Below are 19,170 nucleotides of genomic sequence, written 5' to 3'. Positions count from 1 at the left end.
CTTTACCCCTGTTGCTGCGTCGGTTGTTCACTCTGCATCGCGCTCGGCCCCAGACGGGCATATTTCTGCATCAGGTAGACTTCGGCGATTAAGAACAGGGTGTAAAGCCCTACGATCATGATCAGTGAGAAAGCCAGTTGTCCTGTGGTTAAAGCGGAGTGCGCGGAGTATGTCGGTAAGATGTCCTGTATCGCCCACGGCTGACGACCAAACTCGGTCATAAACCACCCGGCTTCAATCGCAATCCACGGCAACGGCAAACTCCAGAGCGCCATTTTCAGCACCCAGCGATGCTGGTCGATTTTGCCACGCAGCGTCTGGACAAGCGCAATCAGCATCACCAGTAGCAGCAGGGAACCACAGCCCACCATGATGCGGAAACTCCAGAATACCGGCGCAACCTGAGGTATCGCGCCACGCATCGCCGCCTGGTACTGTGCGGCTGTGACATGATTCATATCCGGCGCATAGCGGGAGAGCAACATGCCGTAGCCCAGGTCACCTTCCAGTTCCCGGAATGCCTGCAACACATGCGGCTCACGATTGCCTTGCGATATTTCCTGCATTAACAGCCAGGCCATACGTCCGCGTTGCAAGCGTGGGTAGGTTTCAGCCATCAAATTCTTCAGACCCGGCACGGGTTTATCTAATGAGTGAGTGGCGAGGATCCCTAACAGCGCGGGAATTTTGATGGCAAAGGCGTTACGCTCTTGATCCTGTTCCGGCCAGGCAACCACATGGAACGGTGCAGGAGCAGGTTCCGTTTGCCACTCCCCTTCCATCGCCGCCAGTTTTACCGGTTGTACTTGCGCGACTTCATACGCAGAACTGTCCCCGAGTTGTAGCGTGCCGATAATCGCCAGAGTACCGAAGACGGAACCGATGGCAAACGAGCGTAATGCAACATCGCGCTCCCGTCCGCGCAGTAAATACCAGGCGCTGATCGCCATAATAAACATGGCCCCGGTCACGTAGCCCGCCATTACGGTGTGCACAAATTTCACCTGGCTGACCGGGTTAAAGACCAGCTCGCTGAAGCTGGTCATCTCCATACGTAGGGTGTCGATATCAAAATGCGCACCGGTCGGGTATTGCATCCAACCGTTGGCATTCAATATCCACAATGCAGAGAGATTTGAACCGAACGCCACCAGCCACGTCACCAGCAGGTGCTGGTATTTATTCAGCCGCTGCCAGCCGAAGAAGAAAAGCCCGACAAAGGTGGATTCGAGGAAGAAGGCCATTAATGCTTCCATCGCCAGCGGTGCGCCAAAAATATCGCCCACATAGTTGGAATAGAATGCCCAGTTAGTACCAAACTGAAACTCCATGGTCAGGCCGGTAGCCACGCCAAGAGCAAAATTGATACCGAAGAGCTTACCCCAGAAGCGCGTCATATCGCGGTAGATTGTTTTGCCGGTGACCACGTAAATGGTTTCCATGATAGCCAGCAAAAAAATCAGCCCCAGGGTAAGGGGTACAAATAAAAAGTGATACAGCGCGGTCAGAGCAAACTGCCAGCGCGATAAATCAATGACATCCCACATGCGCACTCCTGTAGGCGAAGAGAGAAAAATAACCCGATAATGTTAGATCTCCCTCTTTATCCTGAAACTCTACGACCAGAGGTATTCGCCGATTGCGATATTCATAAGACTGAAAGCGATACTTACCGTCTTTTTACGTCGGTGCAGCTTCCGCCAGCCACTGACATACCTCGCTAAGCCGCTGCGCAGAGTCGACCAAATCTTCTGGCGCTGCCAGCACCACTTCCGGTATTGGGCAGATTTCATAACTTTCCAGTAACGGGCCTTTTAAGGTGTCCGTACAGCGTAAATGCCAGACATGGCGTAACCCCGTGGCGTTGATATAGCTCTCGCCATAGCCAATGGTACGAATCTGAATATTTCCCGGCCCACAGAGACGTGAGAGAAAAAGCCGATCAGCCTCGCTGATGGGTAATTGCGTCAGATTAATGCTGTGCGGCTGCGCGTCGGGGTTACGTACATGTGCCAGTAACTCATGCGCCAACGGTAGGCCATTCATCAGGCCATCAATGGGCGGCGGTAACAGCGAATCTGTCGGCAAGAGATTTTGCGTTGCCGCCTGCCACAACGCCAGCGGCGCGCAGCCAGCCTCCAGTTTGTCCTCCAGCAACTTTTCGCCGCGACGTCTGCGCACCCGCCATAATCCGCAGAAGATCGCCTCCTGTATTTCACTTTTACTGTCGTCAGCCTGCTGAATGCGCACTGACACTTCCCCTTCCCCGAGAAGCGTATTGATAAAGTGACGATCGTCGGCGTTGAGATTTAACAGATCGACTGCCAGCACCTCGCCCAACGGCGGCTGGCGTTCGCTTAGTTGATGTTGTAACTCGTTTAACAGCGCAATCACCTGCGGGCTGTGAGCACATTGCTCCAGGGCCGCCATACTCGGTTCATCATTCACCTGACAGGTGATCGGCAGTGGATTCATGCTGAAACTGTCATCGTTCGGTTGCGTTCCTGGCCCCAGCAGATGGAAAAAAGTTTCGCTCATGAGGCACGCTCCTGCTGCGGTTCGACAAGCCCGCGCATCAGGTTTATCAGTTCCGCCCACGGGTGAATACCATTCAGCACGCCGCGATAGTTTCCGCCGGTAAACACTAAAGTGGTAGGAAAGCGAAAGACGCCAAAGCGATCGCCGATGGCTTCGCTCTGCTCAAGGTCAGCAATCGCCACCTGCCATGTATAGTCGGGAAACTCGTGCAGTAATTCGCCAATCATTACCGGATTATCGCTGACCTCTGGCGTGCGTTTCGGGTCACTGCTTAATAACACCACGCCGTCTGGCGCTTGCGTAAGCCAGTCGTCAAGACGGGATTCACTGACCGGCGTCCAGCCGCGCGCCAGCATTCGTTGCCACAACGCATCAAATGGCGTGTCGTTGCTCATCCCTGCTCCTCCTGTGTCATCCGGTACTGGCGCAAGCGAACGCCTTCGTAATTTTCCATCGACAGACAGTCATAATTGAGACAACGCGATTCATTAGCCAGTTGCGGCACACTTCCCCACGCAGCCAACTGCGCCAGCGCCGATTGTTCCGCAGCGAGCAGTTGCTCCCGTGCCAGTTCGCTCAGGCTGCCGCCGTAGTCGTCGAGCATCGCGGGTTGCAGCCCGACGAGGGCAATATGTGCTGGCAGATGTCCGCGGATATCTGCCAGCGCCAGCACTTCGGAGAAACTGTTCTGATGCAGGCTCATTTTCTTCGCGCTGAGATAAGCCGGAATGCGTTCTCCGGCATAGGTTCGCAGCGTTCCAGGTTCCAGCCCGTAGTCAATGGCATCGAGAATCAACAGATGGCTGGCGCTTTCGACATACCCCAGCAAGTTCAGTCCCTGAGTACCGCCATCGACAATCTCCACATACTCGGGCCAGTGGTAATGGGCATACAGCCGTTCCGCCACCCGCACGCCGAAGCCTTCATCGGCCCACAGCAGGTTGCCCAGCCCCATGACCACCACGCGTTGCTCGCTCATGAACACTCCTTGTTACTTATTTTGCCAAATTTGTGGCTACGGTAGCCGTTGACCATGGTGGAGATCACCGTGCCGTCGGACATGATGTCTTCACGCAGCGCCATGTAGACATGACCGATCACAAACGCGCCAATCAGCCACATCCCCAGCCGATGCCAGCTGTGAATGTCCATTGAGTTGCCACCCGTCCAGTAGAAAAATTCCACCACATAACGGAACGGCGCAAAAATAGCGTACTGGCTGTGTTCGCTGTACAGCGCAAAACCAGTGATGATCATAAAGACCGACATCAGGAAATAGCCGAACATCGCCGCCTGGGCGATGGGATTATGGCCTATATCGGCACTCGGACGTTTTGCCAGAAACAGATACCAGCGGATTTCATACCACACGCCCTGCCACCAGCTTTTACGCCATACCGGCACGATAAACAGCTCGCGGGAGTATCGATTGCCAACAAAAGCCCAGTAGATCCGCATCAGCAAAACCACGGTAAAAACCATCCCGGCGCTGAAGTGAATTAACCTGATGTAGCCCATATAGAACAGATACGTCGCCTCGCCGCTGACGGAAGGTAGCGGCTTGCCGATAAAGTATCCGGTGACCATCAACACCGCCATGCATAACACCGTCAACCAGTGCCAGATGCGGACTGGCGCTTCAAAGACATAGTGGCTGACAACGTTGTCGCTTTTCTGTTGCATGATGATTCTCCTTCGCTGTTAACGCACCTGCACGGAGATCAGCTCGCTACCGTCGTCGCCCAGCACGTGTGTTGAACAGGCGAGGCACGGGTCAAAGCTGTGCAGAGTACGCAGGATCTCCAGCGGTTGCTCGGGGATCGCCATTTTGGTGTTCATCAGCGCCGCTTCATAAGCGCCAATCTGCCCTTTGGGATCGCGCGGGCTGGCGTTCCAGGTGGTCGGCACCACGCACTGGTAGAGATCAATCTTGCCATCGCGAATGGCGGCCCAGTGGCCTAACGCCCCGCGCGGCGCTTCGGTAAAACCGACACCACGGCACTCTGTCGGCCAGGTTGCAGGTTCCCATTTTTCCGTGGAAGCAGTGGCGAGATTGCCGTTTTTCAGGTTGGTCATCAGCTTGTCGAAGAAATACTGCAACTTACCTGCGGCCCACTGCGCTTCGTGCGCGCGGCACAAAATGCGGCCTAACGTTGACTGGATACCGGAAAGCGGCAGGTTCAACGCCGACATCATGCGATCGACCGACTCAACGGTCGCAGCATCGCCTTTGTGATAAGCGATTAACGTGCGCGCCAGCGGCCCCACTTCCATCGCGTTACCGCGCCAGCGTGGCGCTTTGATCCACGAGTAGCGTTCCTGTTCATTCAGCTGCTGAATGTTGGTATCGCTGCCTTTGACATCGCCGGGGTTGTACCACGGGTCGGTGATGCCATCGAACGGATGACGCCCGACCTGATCGTTGGGATATCGATACCAGGCGTGGTCGACAAACTCCTGCACCTGCTGCGGATCAACCAAATCCACTGGCAGCACATTGTTGAAGTCGCCGTTAATCACCGCGCCGCCAGGCATCAGCAGACTTTTCTCGCCAAAGTCGTTGGCAATATCCGGGAATGCGCCGTAGCTGAGAACGCATTTATCAGAAAGACCAGTGCCGATTTCGCTCCACGGTTTGTTGAACTGACCGATGGCTAAGGCGTCGGGGATCATCACGTTGTTAATGAAGTCCGCCGTGCGGGTGATAATTGACTGCACCAGGTTCAGGCGTTCCATATTGACTGCCCCGACCGCGCCGCTTTCGTCAATGTTGATGGCGCAAGGCATCCCGCCGACAATCCAGTTTGGATGCGGGTTTTTACCGCCAAAGACCGCGTGGATTTTGACAATTTCACGCTGGAAATCGAGAGCTTCGAGATAGTGGGCAAAGCCCATCAGGTTAGCTTCTGGCGGCAGTTTGTACTGCGGGTGCCCCCAGTAGCCATTGCGGAAGATCCCCAACTGCCCGCCTTCAACAAATTTTTTCAGGCGGTTTTGTACGTCGAAGAAATAGCCAGGGGATGATTTCGGCCAAGAGGAGAGACTTTGCGCCAGTTCGGAGGTTTTCCGCGGGTCGGCTTTCAGCGCATCTAACACATCGATCCAGTCCATCCCGGCAAGCTGATAGAAGTGCACCAGATGATCGTGGCACCAGAGCGTTGCCAGCATAATGTTGCGGATGATATTGGCGTTGTCCGGCACTTTAATACCGATAGCATCTTCGATGGCGTAAACCGAAGCCAGGGCGTGTACGCCAGTACAGACGCCGCAGATACGTTCAACGAACGCCCACGCATCGCGCGGGTCGCGCCCTTGTAGGATGATCTCCAGCCCGCGAAACATGGTGCCGCAGGAGACGGCATTGGTGATCACATTCTGATCGTTAATATTCACTTCGCAGCGCATGTGGCCTTCGATGCGCGTAATCGGGTCGACCACCAGGCGGCGTCCGGCATTATTGATGGTGTATCCCTGAGTTTCGTACTGAGTGCTCATGCCTGTTTATCCTCATTGCCTGGCTGATGTTCGGTTTCTGTAGGTTGCTGGTTATGACGTCTGCGCTGGTCAACGGCGCTGGCGACTGCGTGCACACCAACAGCCGCTGCCACCACGCCAAGCGCGGTTAAACCGACGGTATCGGCGGTGGAATGAGTACCCATTTGCGGAATATCGACCACGCGGCTGTAGAACGAACCGCGATCCCAGAAACCATTTTCCGCACAGCCCAGGCAGCCGTGACCAGACTGGATTGGGAAAGAAACGCCATCATTCCAGCGTGTGGAGGAACAGGCGTTATAGGTGGTAGGCCCTTTGCAGCCCATTTTGTACAGGCAGTAACCTTTGCGGGCAGCGTCATCATCCCAACTCTGGACGAACTCTCCGGCGTCGAAGTGGGCGCGGCGATAGCATTTATCGTGGATTCGCTGACCATAGAACATCAGCGGACGGCCCATTCTGTCGACATCTGGCAAGCGATCAAAGGTCACCATGTAAGTAATGATGGCGCTCATCACATCCGGGATCGGCGGGCAGCCAGGTACTTTGATAATGGGTTTGTCGGTGATGACTTTGTCGATAGGCGTTGCCTGCGTCGGATTGGGCCGCGCGGCCTGCACGCAGCCCCAGGACGCGCAGGTTCCCCAGGCGATAATCGCGCTGGCTCCGGCAGCGGCACGTTTGAGTTTCTCAATAAACGGTCGACCGCTGCTGATACAGAACATCCCCTGCTCGCCCAGCGGCGGATTACCTTCTACTGCGAGGATATATTTGCCATTGTATTGCGTGATGATGTCTTCGAAGACTTCTTCCGCCTGGGTTCCGGCGGCAGCCATCAAAGTATCGTCATAATCGAGGGAAATCAGGGAAAGGATGACGTCCTTCGCCAGTGGGTGAGCGGAGCGGATAAAAGATTCGGTACAGCAGGTGCATTCCAGACCGTGGATCCATACCACCGGAATGCGGGGTTTGTTCTCCAGCGCCCAGGCAATCTTTGGTGCCATTCCCGCGCCTAATCCCAGCGACGTGGCAGCCAGACTACAATATTTGAGAAAGCTGCGCCGGGTAACGCCCTGACGCCGCATGGCCTGGTAAAATGTTTCCTCGTTATTCATATCGCACGTCTCTTCTCCTTGCGACACCGGCAGGACACCGGGCGCTTATGGTCGGCAAGCGACGTCCCTGTAGCAAGGCAAACCATCGCTTCACGTGAGATGCTGAAAACGAAAGCTCATCCTTCTGCACTGGCGCACGTCGCCAGAAAGTATTGTTAATAAAGCGTAGTGAAACTTTTGCACAAAACAATACAAACTGTGTGGATTTATCTTTTAGCGATAAAAATGGACCTATTTTTCTTTTTGCCGGGCGGTGGGGATGTTTAGCCGGTTGCTAAACGAGTAAAAGAGAAGGAATTCATGGTGATGAAATGATCAATCTGCTGTTATTTCACGCTATCAATGCACTTTTGGCTGTTTTTCAGGCAAACAAACAAATTAGGGGTTTACACGCCGCATCGGGATGTTTATAGTGCGCGTCATTCCGGAAGTGTGGCCGAGCGGTTGAAGGCACCGGTCTTGAAAACCGGCGACCCGAAAGGGTTCCAGAGTTCGAATCTCTGCGCTTCCGCCAAATAAGATAAGGGGTTAGCTAAATGCTAACCCCTTTTTCTTTTGCCTGTCGAAATTCTCAGGGCGTTATATTTGCTTAATGACCTGATAATCCGCTGTTAAACCTGTTCCAGATCAAATGCGTAAAGATGGGTAAAACTTCTGGGTGCCCTTACGCATTATCATTATGCTGCTTAATTAATTACATCTGTCATAGAGAGTGACTCAATGGATCGTATTGTTAGTTCTTCACATGACCGTACATCACTGCTTAGCACCCATAAGGTGCTGCGTAATACCTATTTTCTGCTGAGCCTGACGCTGGCCTTTTCGGCGATTACCGCAACTGCCAGTACGGTGCTGATGCTGCCATCTCCGGGTCTGATTCTGACGCTGGTGGGTATGTATGGTTTGATGTTCCTGACCTATAAAACGGCGAATAAGCCGACCGGGATTATCTCCGCATTCGCCTTTACCGGTTTTCTGGGTTATATCCTCGGACCTATTCTGAACACCTATCTGTCTGCCGGAATGGGGGACGTAATCGCTATGGCTCTGGGCGGAACGGCGTTAGTGTTCTTCTGCTGCTCTGCATATGTGCTGACCACCCGCAAAGATATGTCGTTCCTCGGCGGTATGCTGATGGCGGGTATTGTGGTGGTGCTGATTGGTATGGTTGCTAATATCTTCCTGCAGCTGCCTGCTCTGCATCTGGCGATCAGTGCGGTCTTCATTTTGATCTCCTCTGGCGCTATTTTGTTTGAAACCAGCAACATCGTTCATGGCGGTGAAACGAACTATATTCGTGCCACGGTTAGCCTGTATGTTTCGCTGTACAACATCTTCGTCAGCCTGCTGAGCATTCTGGGCTTCGCCAGCCGCGATTAATCTCACCCGCTAACACTTTCATAGCCTCGCTTTATGCGGGGCTTTGTTTTTTGTTACACTGCCGCCAGTCTGATTAAGGTAGTAATAATTATGCTGATCTTCGAAGGTAAAGAGATAGAAACGGATACCGAAGGCTATCTCAAAGAAAGCAGCCAGTGGAGTGAGCCGCTGGCAGTGGTGATTGCAGAGAACGAAGGGATTTCGCTGTCACCGGAACACTGGGAAGTGGTGCGTTTTGTGCGTGATTTCTATCTGGAATTCAATACTTCTCCGGCGATTCGTATGCTGGTAAAAGCGATGGCGAATAAATTTGGCGAAGAAAAAGGTAACAGCCGCTATTTATACCGACTGTTTCCGAAAGGTCCGGCTAAGCAAGCCACCAAAATTGCTGGCCTGCCAAAACCGGTAAAATGTATTTAACGGATACGAAAATCGGTTAATTCCCCCGAGGGATGATGCGGCTCGCTGAGCACCCGTTCTACACGCGCAGAACGCGGGCCGCCACTCTTTAACCACTGCATTAATTTTTCCACCTGCCCTTCTTCACCGCAGGCAACCACTTCCACGCTGCCATCGTCAAGATTTTTGGCGTACCCGGTTAAACCCAGTCTTTTCGCTTCGTACTGTGTGGTGTAGCGAAATCCTACGCCCTGAACTCGCCCGTAAACCCAGGCAATTATGCAGACTTTCGACATTGCTGCTCTCCTTATCCTTAATGGACGCGTTGCAAATCCATGGAAAACTCCGGACAATGACGCCCATTTCTTTGCATCGACAGAAAAGTAAATTATGAGTGTACGTTTAGTGTTAGCCAAAGGGCGCGAAAAATCATTACTTCGTCGCCATCCGTGGGTCTTTTCCGGGGCCGTTGCCCGCATGGAAGGTAAAGCCAGCCTCGGTGAAACCATCGATATTGTTGATCATCAGGGAAAATGGTTAGCACGCGGCGCTTATTCGCCAGCTTCGCAAATCCGGGCGCGCGTCTGGACGTTTGACCCGTCTGAGTCTATCGACATTGCTTTTTTTTCCCGCCGTTTGCAACAAGCACAAAAATGGCGTGACTGGCTGGCGCAAAAAGATGGCCTCGACAGCTATCGTTTAATCGCCGGAGAATCTGATGGCCTGCCGGGTATTACTATCGATCGTTTCGGTAATTTTCTGGTGCTGCAACTGCTGAGTGCTGGGGCAGAATATCAGCGCGCGGCATTAGTTAGTGCCCTGCAAACGCTGTACCCGGAATGTGCGATTTACGATCGCAGCGATGTTGCGGTACGTAAAAAAGAAGGGATGGAGCTGACCCTGGGCCTCGTCACCGGCGAGTTGCCGCCTGCCCTGCTGCCGATTGAAGAACACGGCATGAAGCTGCTGGTGGATATTCAGCACGGACACAAAACGGGCTACTACCTGGACCAGCGAGACAGCCGCCTGGCTACCCGCCGCTACGTTGAAAATAAACGTGTGCTGAACTGTTTCTCCTATACCGGTGGTTTCGCCGTATCGGCACTGATGGGCGGTTGCAGCCAGGTTGTCAGCGTTGATACCTCCCAGGAAGCGCTGGATATTGCACGGCAGAACGTTGAGCTGAACAAACTGGATCTGAGCAAGGCTGAGTTTGTCCGTGATGATGTCTTTAAATTGCTGCGTACTTATCGCGATCGCGGTGAAAAATTTGACGTTATCGTGATGGACCCGCCGAAGTTTGTTGAGAATAAAAGCCAGTTGATGGGCGCGTGTCGTGGCTATAAAGATATCAACATGCTGGCGATTCAGTTGCTGAATGAAGGCGGTATTCTCCTGACTTTCTCCTGTTCCGGTCTGATGACCAGCGATTTATTTCAGAAAATCATCGCGGATGCCGCAATTGATGCCGGCCGTGATGTACAATTTATAGAGCAGTTCCGTCAGGCAGCCGATCATCCGGTGATCGCTACCTATCCGGAAGGGCTATATCTGAAAGGGTTTGCCTGTCGCGTCATGTAACTTGAAATGTGGAATTTTACCCTTATATCAAAGGTAAAGATTTCCCGGGAGGTGACTATGATTGCCAGCAAATTCGGTATCGGCCAGCAGGTCCGCCATTCCCTGTTAGGTTATCTCGGAGTGGTCGTGGATATCGACCCGGTTTATTCGCTCTCTGAACCGTCGCCTGATGAGCTGGCGGTAAATGACGAGCTTCGCGCCGCTCCGTGGTATCACGTAGTGATGGAGGACGATAACGGCCTACCGGTTCATACCTACCTGGCTGAAGCCCAGCTAAGTAGCGAATTGCAGGATGAACATCCTGAACAGCCATCCATGGATGAGCTGGCGCAGACCATCCGCAAACAACTCCAGGCCCCGCGTCTGCGTAACTGATCCCTGAACGAATCCCCGGAAGGTTTTTGCCTTCCGGGGATTTTTTATTTGGCCAGGCCCAGGCGAGGGATCTCAATAGCCGGGCAGCGATCCATCACCACATTCAACCCGGCATCCCGTGCCAGTACTGCCGCTTGCTCATTAATCACCCCCAGTTGCATCCAGAGGGTTTTCGCGCCAATGGCAATAGCTTCCTGTGCCACGCCCCACGCCGCTTCTGAATTACGGAAAACATCGACCATATCGACCTTTTCCGGAACGTCTGCCAGCGTGCCATACCCCTGCTGGCCCAGCAGCGTTTTGCCGGCAACTTTTGGCGAAACCGGAATGACATGATACCCCTGGTCGAGTAGATATTTCATCACGCGATAGCTGGGACGATCGGGTTTGTCGCTTGCCCCCACCAGCGCAATGGTGTGAGTGGACGTTAAAATGCCTGCAATATCGGTTTCTTTCATTATTTCCTCCAGACTGTTTAACAAAGTGTACGACAAAGCCGACATGCCAACCATGCAGCTAATACGAATGAATGAGAGCAAAAGCGGGAAATATGTCTATATGTTAGTAAGTATGATTAAAGAAAAATTTTGACACATTATTATTCGGGCGGTCTTTTGACAGGAGCTACCTATGAAAACCGGCATCGTGACCACCTTGATTGCATTATGTTTGCCGGTATCCGTTTTTGCCACCACGCTGCGGCTTTCAACCGATGTCGATCTTCTGGTACTCGACGGCAAGAAGGTTTCCAGCTCTCTGCTGCGCGGTGCGGACAGCATTGAACTGGATAATGGACCGCATCAGTTAGTGTTTCGCGTTGAGAAGACGATTCATCTTTCCAATAGTGAAGAACGGCTGTATATCTCCCCACCGCTAGTGGTCAGTTTTAATACCCAGCTCATCAACCAGGTCAATTTTCGCCTGCCTCGCCTGGAGAATGAGCGGGAAGCTAACCATTTTGATGCCGCGCCGCGCCTTGAATTGTTGGATGGCGATGCGACGCCGATTCCGGTAAAGCTGGATATTCTCGCCATTACCTCAACGGCAAAAACGATTGATTATGAGGTCGAGGTTGAACGCTATAACAAATCCGCGAAACGCGCTTCACTACCGCAATTTGCCACGATGATGGCAGATGACAGTACGCTGCTTTCGGGTGTTTCCGAGCTGGATGCTATTCCACCGCAGTCTCAGGTGCTCACAGAACAACGGCTGAAGTATTGGTTTAAACTGGCTGACCCACAAACGCGAAATACTTTCCTGCAGTGGGCGGAAAAACAACCATCTTCCTGAGATTTTTGTGCCTGTGCGCAGGCTTTTTCGGTCTTTATCTTGCAGCGATAAGTGCTTACAGTAATCTGTAGGAAAGTTGACTACGGATGTACATTATGGAACTGACGACTCGCACTTTACCTGCGCGGAAACATATTGCGCTGGTGGCACACGATCACTGCAAACAAATGCTGATGAGCTGGGTGGAACGGCATCAACCGTTACTGGAACAACACGTACTGTATGCAACAGGCACTACCGGTAACTTAATTTCCCGCGCGACCGGCATGAACGTCAACGCGATGTTGAGTGGCCCAATGGGGGGTGACCAGCAGGTTGGCGCATTGATCTCAGAAGGGAAAATTGATGTATTGATTTTCTTCTGGGATCCACTAAATGCCGTGCCGCACGATCCTGACGTGAAAGCCTTGCTGCGTCTGGCGACGGTATGGAACATTCCGGTCGCCACCAACGTGGCAACGGCAGACTTCATAATCCAGTCGCCGCATTTCAACGACGCGGTCGATATTCTGATCCCCGATTATCAGCGTTATCTCGCGGACCGTCTGAAGTAATATTGCACAGGTGGCAAACGCCACCTGTTTCTTACGGTTTTCTCGCCACCGGCACATCCAGATTTTTCAGTATTTCAACAAAGGGAGAGGGATTCTCTTTGTTAAACAGTGCCCATACCCGATGGCGTGCCCGGGTCAGCGCCACGTACATTAACCGCCGTTCTTCAGCGTCCGGGAAATCCTCAACCGGTGGCAGTAGCGCCTCTTCCATAATCGACTCCCGCGCCGCAGCCGGAAAACCATCACTTCCCTCCTGCAAGCCAACGATGATGACGTAATCCGCCTGTTGCCCTTTGCTGGCATGAATGGTCATAAAGTCGATTTGCAACTTCGGCCAGCGTGTTGCCGCTTTTTCCAGGCTGGCAGGCCTCATGTGATGGTAACGCGCCAGGATCAGAATGCGCTCTTCCGGTTTGGCATAACCAGAGAGCTTATCCAGCAAAGCGTCAAGTTGACTCTCATCCAATAACGTGACGGCTTTTTTGTCTCCATTGGTTAAGCTGTTTAGCGGCTTTTTCAGCTGGCCTGGGTTCTGCTGAATAAAACGGTTTGCCACCTTACCGATACGACTGTTAAAACGGTAAGTCGTGTCTAAATCACAACGTTCGCCTTCACCAAAGTTTTCATGGAAAGCGGTGGTGAGCGACATTTGCGCACCGCTGAATCGGTAAATCGCCTGCCAGTCATCACCAACAGCGAACAACGTCGTCTGACTGTTTTGCTTGCGTAATGCCGCTAACAACGCTGCCCGCTGCGGCGAGATATCCTGAAATTCATCAACCAGAATATGCTTCCACGGGCTGATAAAGCGACCTTTCTCCAGAATCACAATCGCCTGATGAATAAGGCCCGAAAAATCGACAGCGTTTTCTGCCTTCAGCGCACCTTTCCAGGCTTTTAATAACGGGGCCATCAACTTGATACGTTTACTGAACAGATCGCGAATCTCTTCGGGTGCACTGGCAATCATTTCTGCCTGTGCACCACCGTGCATCCGCATCAGACTTACCCAGCGATCGAGGCGAGAGGCAAGGCGACGCTGTAATTTTTCATCATCCCAGAAGTTACCTTCTGGCACTGACCACTGCATTTCTTCCGTCAGCCATTGCCGCCAGCCCTTCGCCTGCGCTTTCTTTTCGCTGCATTGCTTGCGCCACTCAGCAATAAAGAGTTCATGACGGGCAGCGGTATCATTTTCCAGTTTGCTGACTATCGGAACTTTTTTGCTGCCCTGCTGAATAATATGCAGCGCCAGCGCATGAAACGTGCGTGCGGTAATGTCTTCGGTATGTAGCCGTTCGCGAATCCGCTCGTCCATCTCTTCAGCGGCTTTGCGACCAAACGCCAGCAATAAAATTTGCTCAGGGGACGCTTCACCACGTGCCAGCAACCAGCCTGCACGGGCCACCAGCACCGACGTTTTTTCCGCTTCCTGCACCTGCCAGCACTAACAGAGAATGCTCGCCATTAACGACTGCCCGGGCCTGCGCCGGATTCAGCGGTGAAGACTCGACCTGGCGGAAAAAATCCGCATACTCGGTAAGCATGGCTTCGGTATACGCCTGGTTATGCTGCAACCGAGCGCTTTCAATATCTTTCAACCAGGCCTGACATTTACGCCACGCCTCACGGCAGTTATCGAATTCTTCCAGTCGGTTAACCGGCAACGGCAACGCCGACAAAGCCTGGCGGATTTGTTGCTGAACGCCAGAGGTTTGCTCACGCGTCAGCCATTTATTTTCTCCAGTGCGCGTGGCAATCAAATCCAGTTGCTGGCGTAAAACACCAGACGCAATTTCGCTCATCTCGCCACTCCACCGCCGCCAGTGAGCATCAAGATGATGGTAAAAACGCTGCGTCTCGCCCCATTCGGTGCCGTGCAGACGCACCACTTTTTCGTCCGGCAGTACAAATTCCAGCTCGCCCCATACCAGACCACGCTTACAGTGAATCGCCAGTAATTGATTGAAAGGAATAAGGTATTCGTGGCGATCGCCGGAGACTTTAATCCCGGCATTGAGGATCACCGCCCGATCGTAAGGGTGCTGTGCCAGACGTTTTCCAAGCGTTGTCGCTTTCAGTTCCATGACTCTGTAGATCCACACGAAATTATTTCTTATCAGTGTAACCGTCAGAGAAAACGTGCTCCAGCCCAAAAAAACGTTACAATTGCCGCCCATTACTGAAAACCACAGTAAAGCGAGGTTTTATGCGTACCGTTTTGAACATTCTGAACTTTGTGCTTGGCGGATTTGCCACCACTCTGGGCTGGCTGTTGGCGACTCTGGTCAGTATTGTGCTGATTTTTACCTTACCGCTGACACGATCCTGCTGGGAGATCACTAAACTGTCTCTGGTGCCTTATGGCAATGAAGCTATTCATGTCGATGAACTGAACCCGGCTGGCAAAAATGTGCTGCTGAATACTGGCGGTACGGTATTGAATATTTTCTGGCTGATTTTCTTTGGCTGGTGGTTATGCCTGATGCACATTGCAACGGGCATCGCACAATGTATTTCAATCATTGGCATTCCTGTCGGCATTGCGAACTTTAAAATTGCCGCTATTGCACTATGGCCGGTTGGTCGTCGCGTGGTATCGGTAGAAACAGCGCAAGCTGCGCGTGAAGCCAATGCACGTCGTCGTTTTGAATAATCCACTAATATGGCCTTTATGCTAAGTCCTTTGCTCAAACGCTATACCTGGAACAGCGCCTGGCTGTATTACGCGCGTATTTTTATTGCGCTTTGTGGAACCACAGCGTTTCCGTGGTGGCTGGGTGATGTAAAACTGACGATTCCGCTAACGCTGGGGATGGTGGCAGCGGCGCTGACCGATCTCGATGACCGACTGGCGGGACGTTTGCGTAACCTCATCATTACGCTGTTCTGCTTTTTTATCGCCTCGGCCTCAGTAGAATTGCTGTTTCCCTGGCCCTGGCTATTTGCGATTGGCTTAACGCTCTCTACCAGCGGCTTCATTTTGCTCGGCGGTCTGGGTCAACGCTATGCAACAATTGCCTTCGGTGCATTGCTGATCGCCATTTACACTATGTTGGGAACATCACTGTATGAGCACTGGTATCAGCAGCCGATGTATCTGCTGGCCGGTGCCGTCTGGTACAACGTCCTGACACTTATTGGTCATCTGCTGTTCCCGGTCCGCCCGCTGCAGGACAACCTGGCGCGTTGCTATGAACAACTGGCGCGTTATCTTGAGCTCAAGTCGCGCATGTTTGATCCTGATATTGAAGATGAAAGCCAGGCACCGCTGTACGATTTGGCTCTCGCCAACGGTCTGCTGATGGCGACATTGAATCAGACGAAACTCTCGCTGCTGACCCGCTTACGTGGCGATCGTGGTCAACGGGGAACGCGTCGCACGCTGCATTATTACTTTGTCGCACAGGATATTCACGAGCGTGCCAGCTCTTCTCATATTCAGTATCAAACATTGCGTGAACATTTTCGCCACAGCGACGTGCTGTTCCGTTTTCAGCGGCTGATGTCGATGCAGGGCCAGGCGTGCCAGCAACTGTCACGCTGTATTTTGTTGCGTCAGCCTTATCAACATGATCCGCATTTTGAGCGCGCTTTTACGCATATTGATGCTGCGCTGGAGCGGATGCGCGATAACGGCGCACCCGCCGATTTACTCAAAACACTGGGATTTTTGCTGAACAATTTACGCGCCATTGATGCCCAACTGGCAACAATTGAATCAGAACAGGCCCAGGCACTACCCCATAATAATGACGAAAATGAGCTCGCTGATGACAGCCCGCACGGGTTGAGTGATATCTGGCTGCGTCTTAGCCGTCACTTCACGCCGGAATCCGCCCTCTTCCGTCATGCGGTAAGAATGTCGCTGGTGTTGTGCTTCGGCTACGCCATCATTCAAATAACCGGAATGCATCACGGGTTTTGGATCTTGCTGACAAGTTTGTTTGTCTGCCAGCCAAACTATAACGCCACGCGCCACCGCCTGAAGTTAAGGATTATTGGTACGCTGGTAGGTATCGCCATTGGCATTCCTGTGCTGTGGTTTGTGCCATCACTGGAAGGGCAGCTGGTGCTGCTGGTTATTACCGGCGTGCTCTTTTTTGCCTTCCGTAACGTGCAATACGCTCATGCAACGATGTTCATCACACTTTTGGTGCTACTGTGTTTTAACTTACTGGGTGAAGGTTTTGAAGTAGCGTTACCTCGCGTAATCGATACGCTGATTGGTTGTGCCATTGCGTGGGCGGCAGTGAGCTACATCTGGCCTGACTGGCAGTTTCGCAATTTGCCGCGCATGCTCGAACGCGCCACAGAGGCCAACTGTCGGTATCTCGATGCCATACTGGAGCAATACCATCAGGGGCGTGATAACCGTCTGGCGTATCGTATTGCCCGCCGCGATGCACACAACCGTGATGCTGAGCTGGCGTCGGTGGTATCAAATATGTCCAGCGAGCCGAACGTTACCCCGCAAATTCGCGAAGCCGCGTTTCGGTTGCTGTGCCTTAACCATACGTTTACCAGCTATATCTCAGCCCTCGGTGCTCACCGGGAGCAGTTAACTAATCCTGAAATTCTGGCGTTTCTTGATGACGCAGTTTGCTATGTTGATGACGCGTTACATCATCAACCTGCTGATGAAGAACGCGTCAATGAGGCATTAGCTAGCCTGAAACAGCGGATGCAGCAACTTGAACCACGGGCAGACAGCAAAGAACCTCTGGTCGTACAACAAGTTGGATTATTGATTGCATTACTGCCTGAGATTGGTCGTCTGCAACGCCAGATTACTCAAGTTCCGCAGGAAACTCCTGTTTCGGCGTAAGTGAGTCAGCCCATTCTGCAAGCTCCTGGCGGCGTGCCACCGGGAGCGCAGCTTCATGAATGCCGATAATGGCACCTTCAAGCATAAACAGAATCTTTTCTGTCACCAGACTGTTTTGCTGCCGCAGTCGCAACCAACACATTTTTGCCCCAAGTATACGTAACGCCCGTACATCCTTAATCCCCACCTCCCCGAGAATCGCTTCCAGATGAAAAGACATATTGGGCAAATCTTTCAGTCTTTCCCGGGTATTGCGCGTGCTTTTCTCTTTCAGCGCTGCATCGAGAGAATATTTCGACAGACGCACCAGCTTCAGTTGATTTCGCCATAGACTTTCATCAACCCGATAGTAATTAAGGGTAACGGATCGGCCACACTTTTTATATGTCAGCCAGACAGGCGGATGTTTTACACAGTACTGTGCACTTTGCTCACAAGCCCGAAGATACAACTCACCATCAGAAACCATCGCAAACACCGTGTCGTCAACGGTCAGGCTGTAACTGCCAAACAATGATCGGTATTCAATTGTGCCCAACATTGCCAGGTATTCTTGTGATTTATAGATCCGCTTATAGGAGAGGCTTTTCATAAAATTCCTTTTAAAATCATAACATAAAAGAATGATTCACATTAACGGATCCGTTAACTACGAAAATAGGCAACTTATTCTTAAGGGGCAAGATTAATTTATGTTTTCCCGTCACCAACGAAAAAATTTGCGAGGCTCTTTCCGAAAATAGGGTTGATCTTTGTTGTCACTGGATGTACTGTACATTCATACAGTAACTCACAGGGGCTGGATTGATTATGTACACTTCAGGCTATGCACATCGTTCTTCGTCGTTCTCATCCGCAGCAAGTAAAATTGCGCGTGTCTCTACGGAAAACACTACAGCCGGGCTTATCAGTGAAGTTGTCTATCGCGAAGATCAGCCCATGATGACGCAACTTCTACTGTTGCCATTGTTACAGCAACTCGGTCAGCAATCGCGCTGGCAACTCTGGTTAACACCGCAACAAAAACTGAGTCGGGAATGGGTTCAGGCATCTGGGCTACCCTTAACGAAAGTAATGCAGATTAGCCAGCTCTCCCCTTGCCACACTGTGGAGTCAATGGTTCGCGCTTTACGCACGGGCAATTACAGTGTGGTGATCGGTTGGTTGGCAGATGATTTGACTGAAGAAGAGCATGCTGAACTTGTTGATGCGGCAAATGAAGGTAACGCTATGGGGTTTATTATGCGTCCGGTAAGCGCATCCTCTCACGCCACGAGACAACTTTCCGGGCTAAAAATTCACTCTAATTTGTATCATTAAGTAAATTTAGGATTAATCCTGGAACTTTTTTTGTCGCCCAGCCAATGCTTTCAGTCGTGACTAATTTTCCTTGCGGAGGCTTGTCTGAAGCGGTTTCCGCGATTTTCTTCTGTAAATTGTCGCTGACAAAAAAGATTAAACATACCTTATACAAGACTTTTTTTTCATATGCCTGACGGAGTTCACACTTGTAAGTTTTCAACTACGTTGTAGACTTTACATCGCCAGGGGTGCTCGGCATAAGCCGAAGATATCGGTAGAGTTAATATTGAGCAGATCCCCCGGTGAAGGA

General features: G+C 52.0%; 19 protein-coding genes, 1 tRNA gene and 1 pseudogene. 10 read left to right on the top strand and 11 right to left on the bottom strand.

Features of this window, described 5'->3' with window-relative positions; genetic code table 11:
- Positions 1-2: 2 nt before the first annotated feature.
- The 7 genes from appC to hyaA form a co-directional block, all read right to left on the bottom strand.
- Entirely contained in the window at positions 3-1,547 is a 1,545-nt protein-coding gene (appC, locus tag BHE85_RS22830) for a cytochrome bd-II oxidase subunit 1 (RefSeq protein ID WP_000263543.1), read from the bottom strand.
- Between the two features lie 133 nt (positions 1,548-1,680).
- Entirely contained in the window at positions 1,681-2,538 is an 858-nt protein-coding gene (locus tag BHE85_RS22825) for a hydrogenase expression/formation protein (RefSeq protein ID WP_000004909.1), read from the bottom strand.
- Positions 2,535-2,933: a hydrogenase-1 operon protein HyaE gene (gene hyaE, locus BHE85_RS22820; RefSeq protein WP_000063975.1), complete on the bottom strand. Its 399-nt coding sequence runs from the start codon at positions 2,931-2,933 to the stop codon at positions 2,535-2,537. The genes BHE85_RS22825 and hyaE overlap by 4 nt, the downstream gene beginning before the upstream one ends.
- Positions 2,930-3,517 carry a hydrogenase 1 maturation protease gene (hyaD, locus tag BHE85_RS22815; RefSeq protein WP_000003666.1) on the bottom strand — a complete coding sequence of 196 codons (588 nt, stop codon included), beginning with the start codon at positions 3,515-3,517 and terminating at the stop codon, positions 2,930-2,932. The genes hyaE and hyaD overlap by 4 nt, the downstream gene beginning before the upstream one ends.
- Entirely contained in the window at positions 3,514-4,221 is a 708-nt protein-coding gene (hyaC, locus tag BHE85_RS22810; RefSeq protein ID WP_001186426.1) for a Ni/Fe-hydrogenase b-type cytochrome subunit, read from the bottom strand. The genes hyaD and hyaC overlap by 4 nt, the downstream gene beginning before the upstream one ends.
- Positions 4,222-4,239: 18 nt before the next feature.
- A complete protein-coding gene (gene hyaB, locus BHE85_RS22805; protein ID WP_000107384.1) occupies positions 4,240-6,033 on the bottom strand; it encodes a Ni/Fe-hydrogenase large subunit in 1,794 nt (597 codons plus the stop codon).
- Positions 6,030-7,148, bottom strand: coding sequence for a hydrogenase 1 small subunit (gene hyaA / locus BHE85_RS22800; RefSeq protein WP_001058323.1), 1,119 nt, complete (start codon positions 7,146-7,148; stop codon positions 6,030-6,032). Before hyaA ends, hyaB begins: the two co-directional genes overlap by 4 nt.
- Before the next feature lie 426 nt (positions 7,149-7,574).
- On the opposite strand from hyaA, the gene BHE85_RS22795 reads away from it, so the two are divergent.
- The 3 genes from BHE85_RS22795 to tusE all read left to right on the top strand — a co-directional run bounded on the left by BHE85_RS22795 (position 7,575) and on the right by tusE (position 8,948).
- Positions 7,575-7,662, top strand: a tRNA-Ser gene (locus BHE85_RS22795).
- A gap of 206 nt (positions 7,663-7,868) precedes the next feature.
- The gene (yccA, locus tag BHE85_RS22790; protein WP_000375138.1) at positions 7,869-8,528 is read left to right on the top strand and encodes an FtsH protease modulator YccA; all 660 of its coding nucleotides are present in this window, start codon (positions 7,869-7,871) and stop codon (positions 8,526-8,528) included.
- Between the two features lie 90 nt (positions 8,529-8,618).
- Positions 8,619-8,948 (top strand): sulfurtransferase TusE, encoded by a 330-nt coding sequence (gene tusE / locus BHE85_RS22785; protein WP_000904442.1) that lies wholly within the window; start codon positions 8,619-8,621, stop codon positions 8,946-8,948.
- Here tusE and yccX read toward each other — a convergent pair.
- Positions 8,945-9,223 carry an acylphosphatase gene (yccX, locus tag BHE85_RS22780; RefSeq protein WP_000048252.1) on the bottom strand — a complete coding sequence of 93 codons (279 nt, stop codon included), beginning with the start codon at positions 9,221-9,223 and terminating at the stop codon, positions 8,945-8,947. The two genes, tusE and yccX, sit on opposite strands and share 4 nt — an antisense overlap.
- A 94-nt stretch (positions 9,224-9,317) precedes the next feature.
- Between yccX and rlmI the strand changes: the two genes are divergently transcribed.
- On the top strand, positions 9,318-10,508 hold the full coding sequence (gene rlmI / locus BHE85_RS22775) for a 23S rRNA (cytosine(1962)-C(5))-methyltransferase RlmI (RefSeq protein WP_000116300.1): 1,191 nt from the start codon (positions 9,318-9,320) through the stop codon (positions 10,506-10,508).
- Positions 10,509-10,565: 57 nt separating this feature from the next.
- Positions 10,566-10,883 (top strand): heat shock protein HspQ, encoded by a 318-nt coding sequence (hspQ, locus tag BHE85_RS22770; protein WP_001295356.1) that lies wholly within the window; start codon positions 10,566-10,568, stop codon positions 10,881-10,883.
- Between the two features lie 44 nt (positions 10,884-10,927).
- On the opposite strand, the gene BHE85_RS22765 is transcribed toward hspQ, so the two are convergent.
- Positions 10,928-11,341, bottom strand: a complete 414-nt coding sequence (locus BHE85_RS22765) for a CoA-binding protein (protein WP_000665217.1) — start codon at positions 11,339-11,341, stop codon at positions 10,928-10,930.
- Between the two features lie 172 nt (positions 11,342-11,513).
- Between BHE85_RS22765 and BHE85_RS22760 the strand changes: the two genes are divergently transcribed.
- Positions 11,514-12,176, top strand: a complete 663-nt coding sequence (locus BHE85_RS22760) for a DUF2057 family protein (protein WP_000847791.1) — start codon at positions 11,514-11,516, stop codon at positions 12,174-12,176.
- A 95-nt stretch (positions 12,177-12,271) separates the two neighbouring features.
- Positions 12,272-12,730: a methylglyoxal synthase gene (gene mgsA, locus BHE85_RS22755; RefSeq protein WP_000424181.1), complete on the top strand. Its 459-nt coding sequence runs from the start codon at positions 12,272-12,274 to the stop codon at positions 12,728-12,730.
- 31 nt (positions 12,731-12,761) lie between these two features.
- Here the strand turns inward: mgsA and helD are convergent.
- A pseudogene (gene helD, locus BHE85_RS22750) lies at positions 12,762-14,817 on the bottom strand (DNA helicase IV).
- 122 nt (positions 14,818-14,939) lie between these two features.
- On the opposite strand from helD, the gene BHE85_RS22745 reads away from it, so the two are divergent.
- Entirely contained in the window at positions 14,940-15,386 is a 447-nt protein-coding gene (locus BHE85_RS22745; RefSeq protein WP_001261235.1) for a YccF domain-containing protein, read from the top strand.
- A 9-nt stretch (positions 15,387-15,395) separates the two neighbouring features.
- Positions 15,396-17,558 carry a YccS family putative transporter gene (yccS, locus tag BHE85_RS22740; protein ID WP_000875021.1) on the top strand — a complete coding sequence of 721 codons (2,163 nt, stop codon included), beginning with the start codon at positions 15,396-15,398 and terminating at the stop codon, positions 17,556-17,558.
- On the opposite strand, the gene sxy is transcribed toward yccS, so the two are convergent.
- A complete protein-coding gene (gene sxy / locus BHE85_RS22735) occupies positions 17,521-18,150 on the bottom strand; it encodes a CRP-S regulon transcriptional coactivator Sxy (RefSeq protein WP_000839131.1) in 630 nt (209 codons plus the stop codon). The genes yccS and sxy overlap by 38 nt on opposite strands.
- A 218-nt stretch (positions 18,151-18,368) precedes the next feature.
- On the opposite strand from sxy, the gene sulA reads away from it, so the two are divergent.
- Positions 18,369-18,878, top strand: coding sequence for an SOS-induced cell division inhibitor SulA (gene sulA, locus BHE85_RS22730; RefSeq protein ID WP_000288710.1), 510 nt, complete (start codon positions 18,369-18,371; stop codon positions 18,876-18,878).
- The last annotated feature ends 292 nt before the right edge of the window (positions 18,879-19,170 follow it).

Source organism: Shigella sp. FC1567, assembly GCF_001743015.1.
GTDB classification, from domain to species: Bacteria; Pseudomonadota; Gammaproteobacteria; order Enterobacterales; family Enterobacteriaceae; genus Escherichia; species Escherichia coli.
The sequence above is the reverse complement of the archived record's forward strand: the minus strand, read 5'-3'. Positions and strand labels throughout refer to the sequence as shown.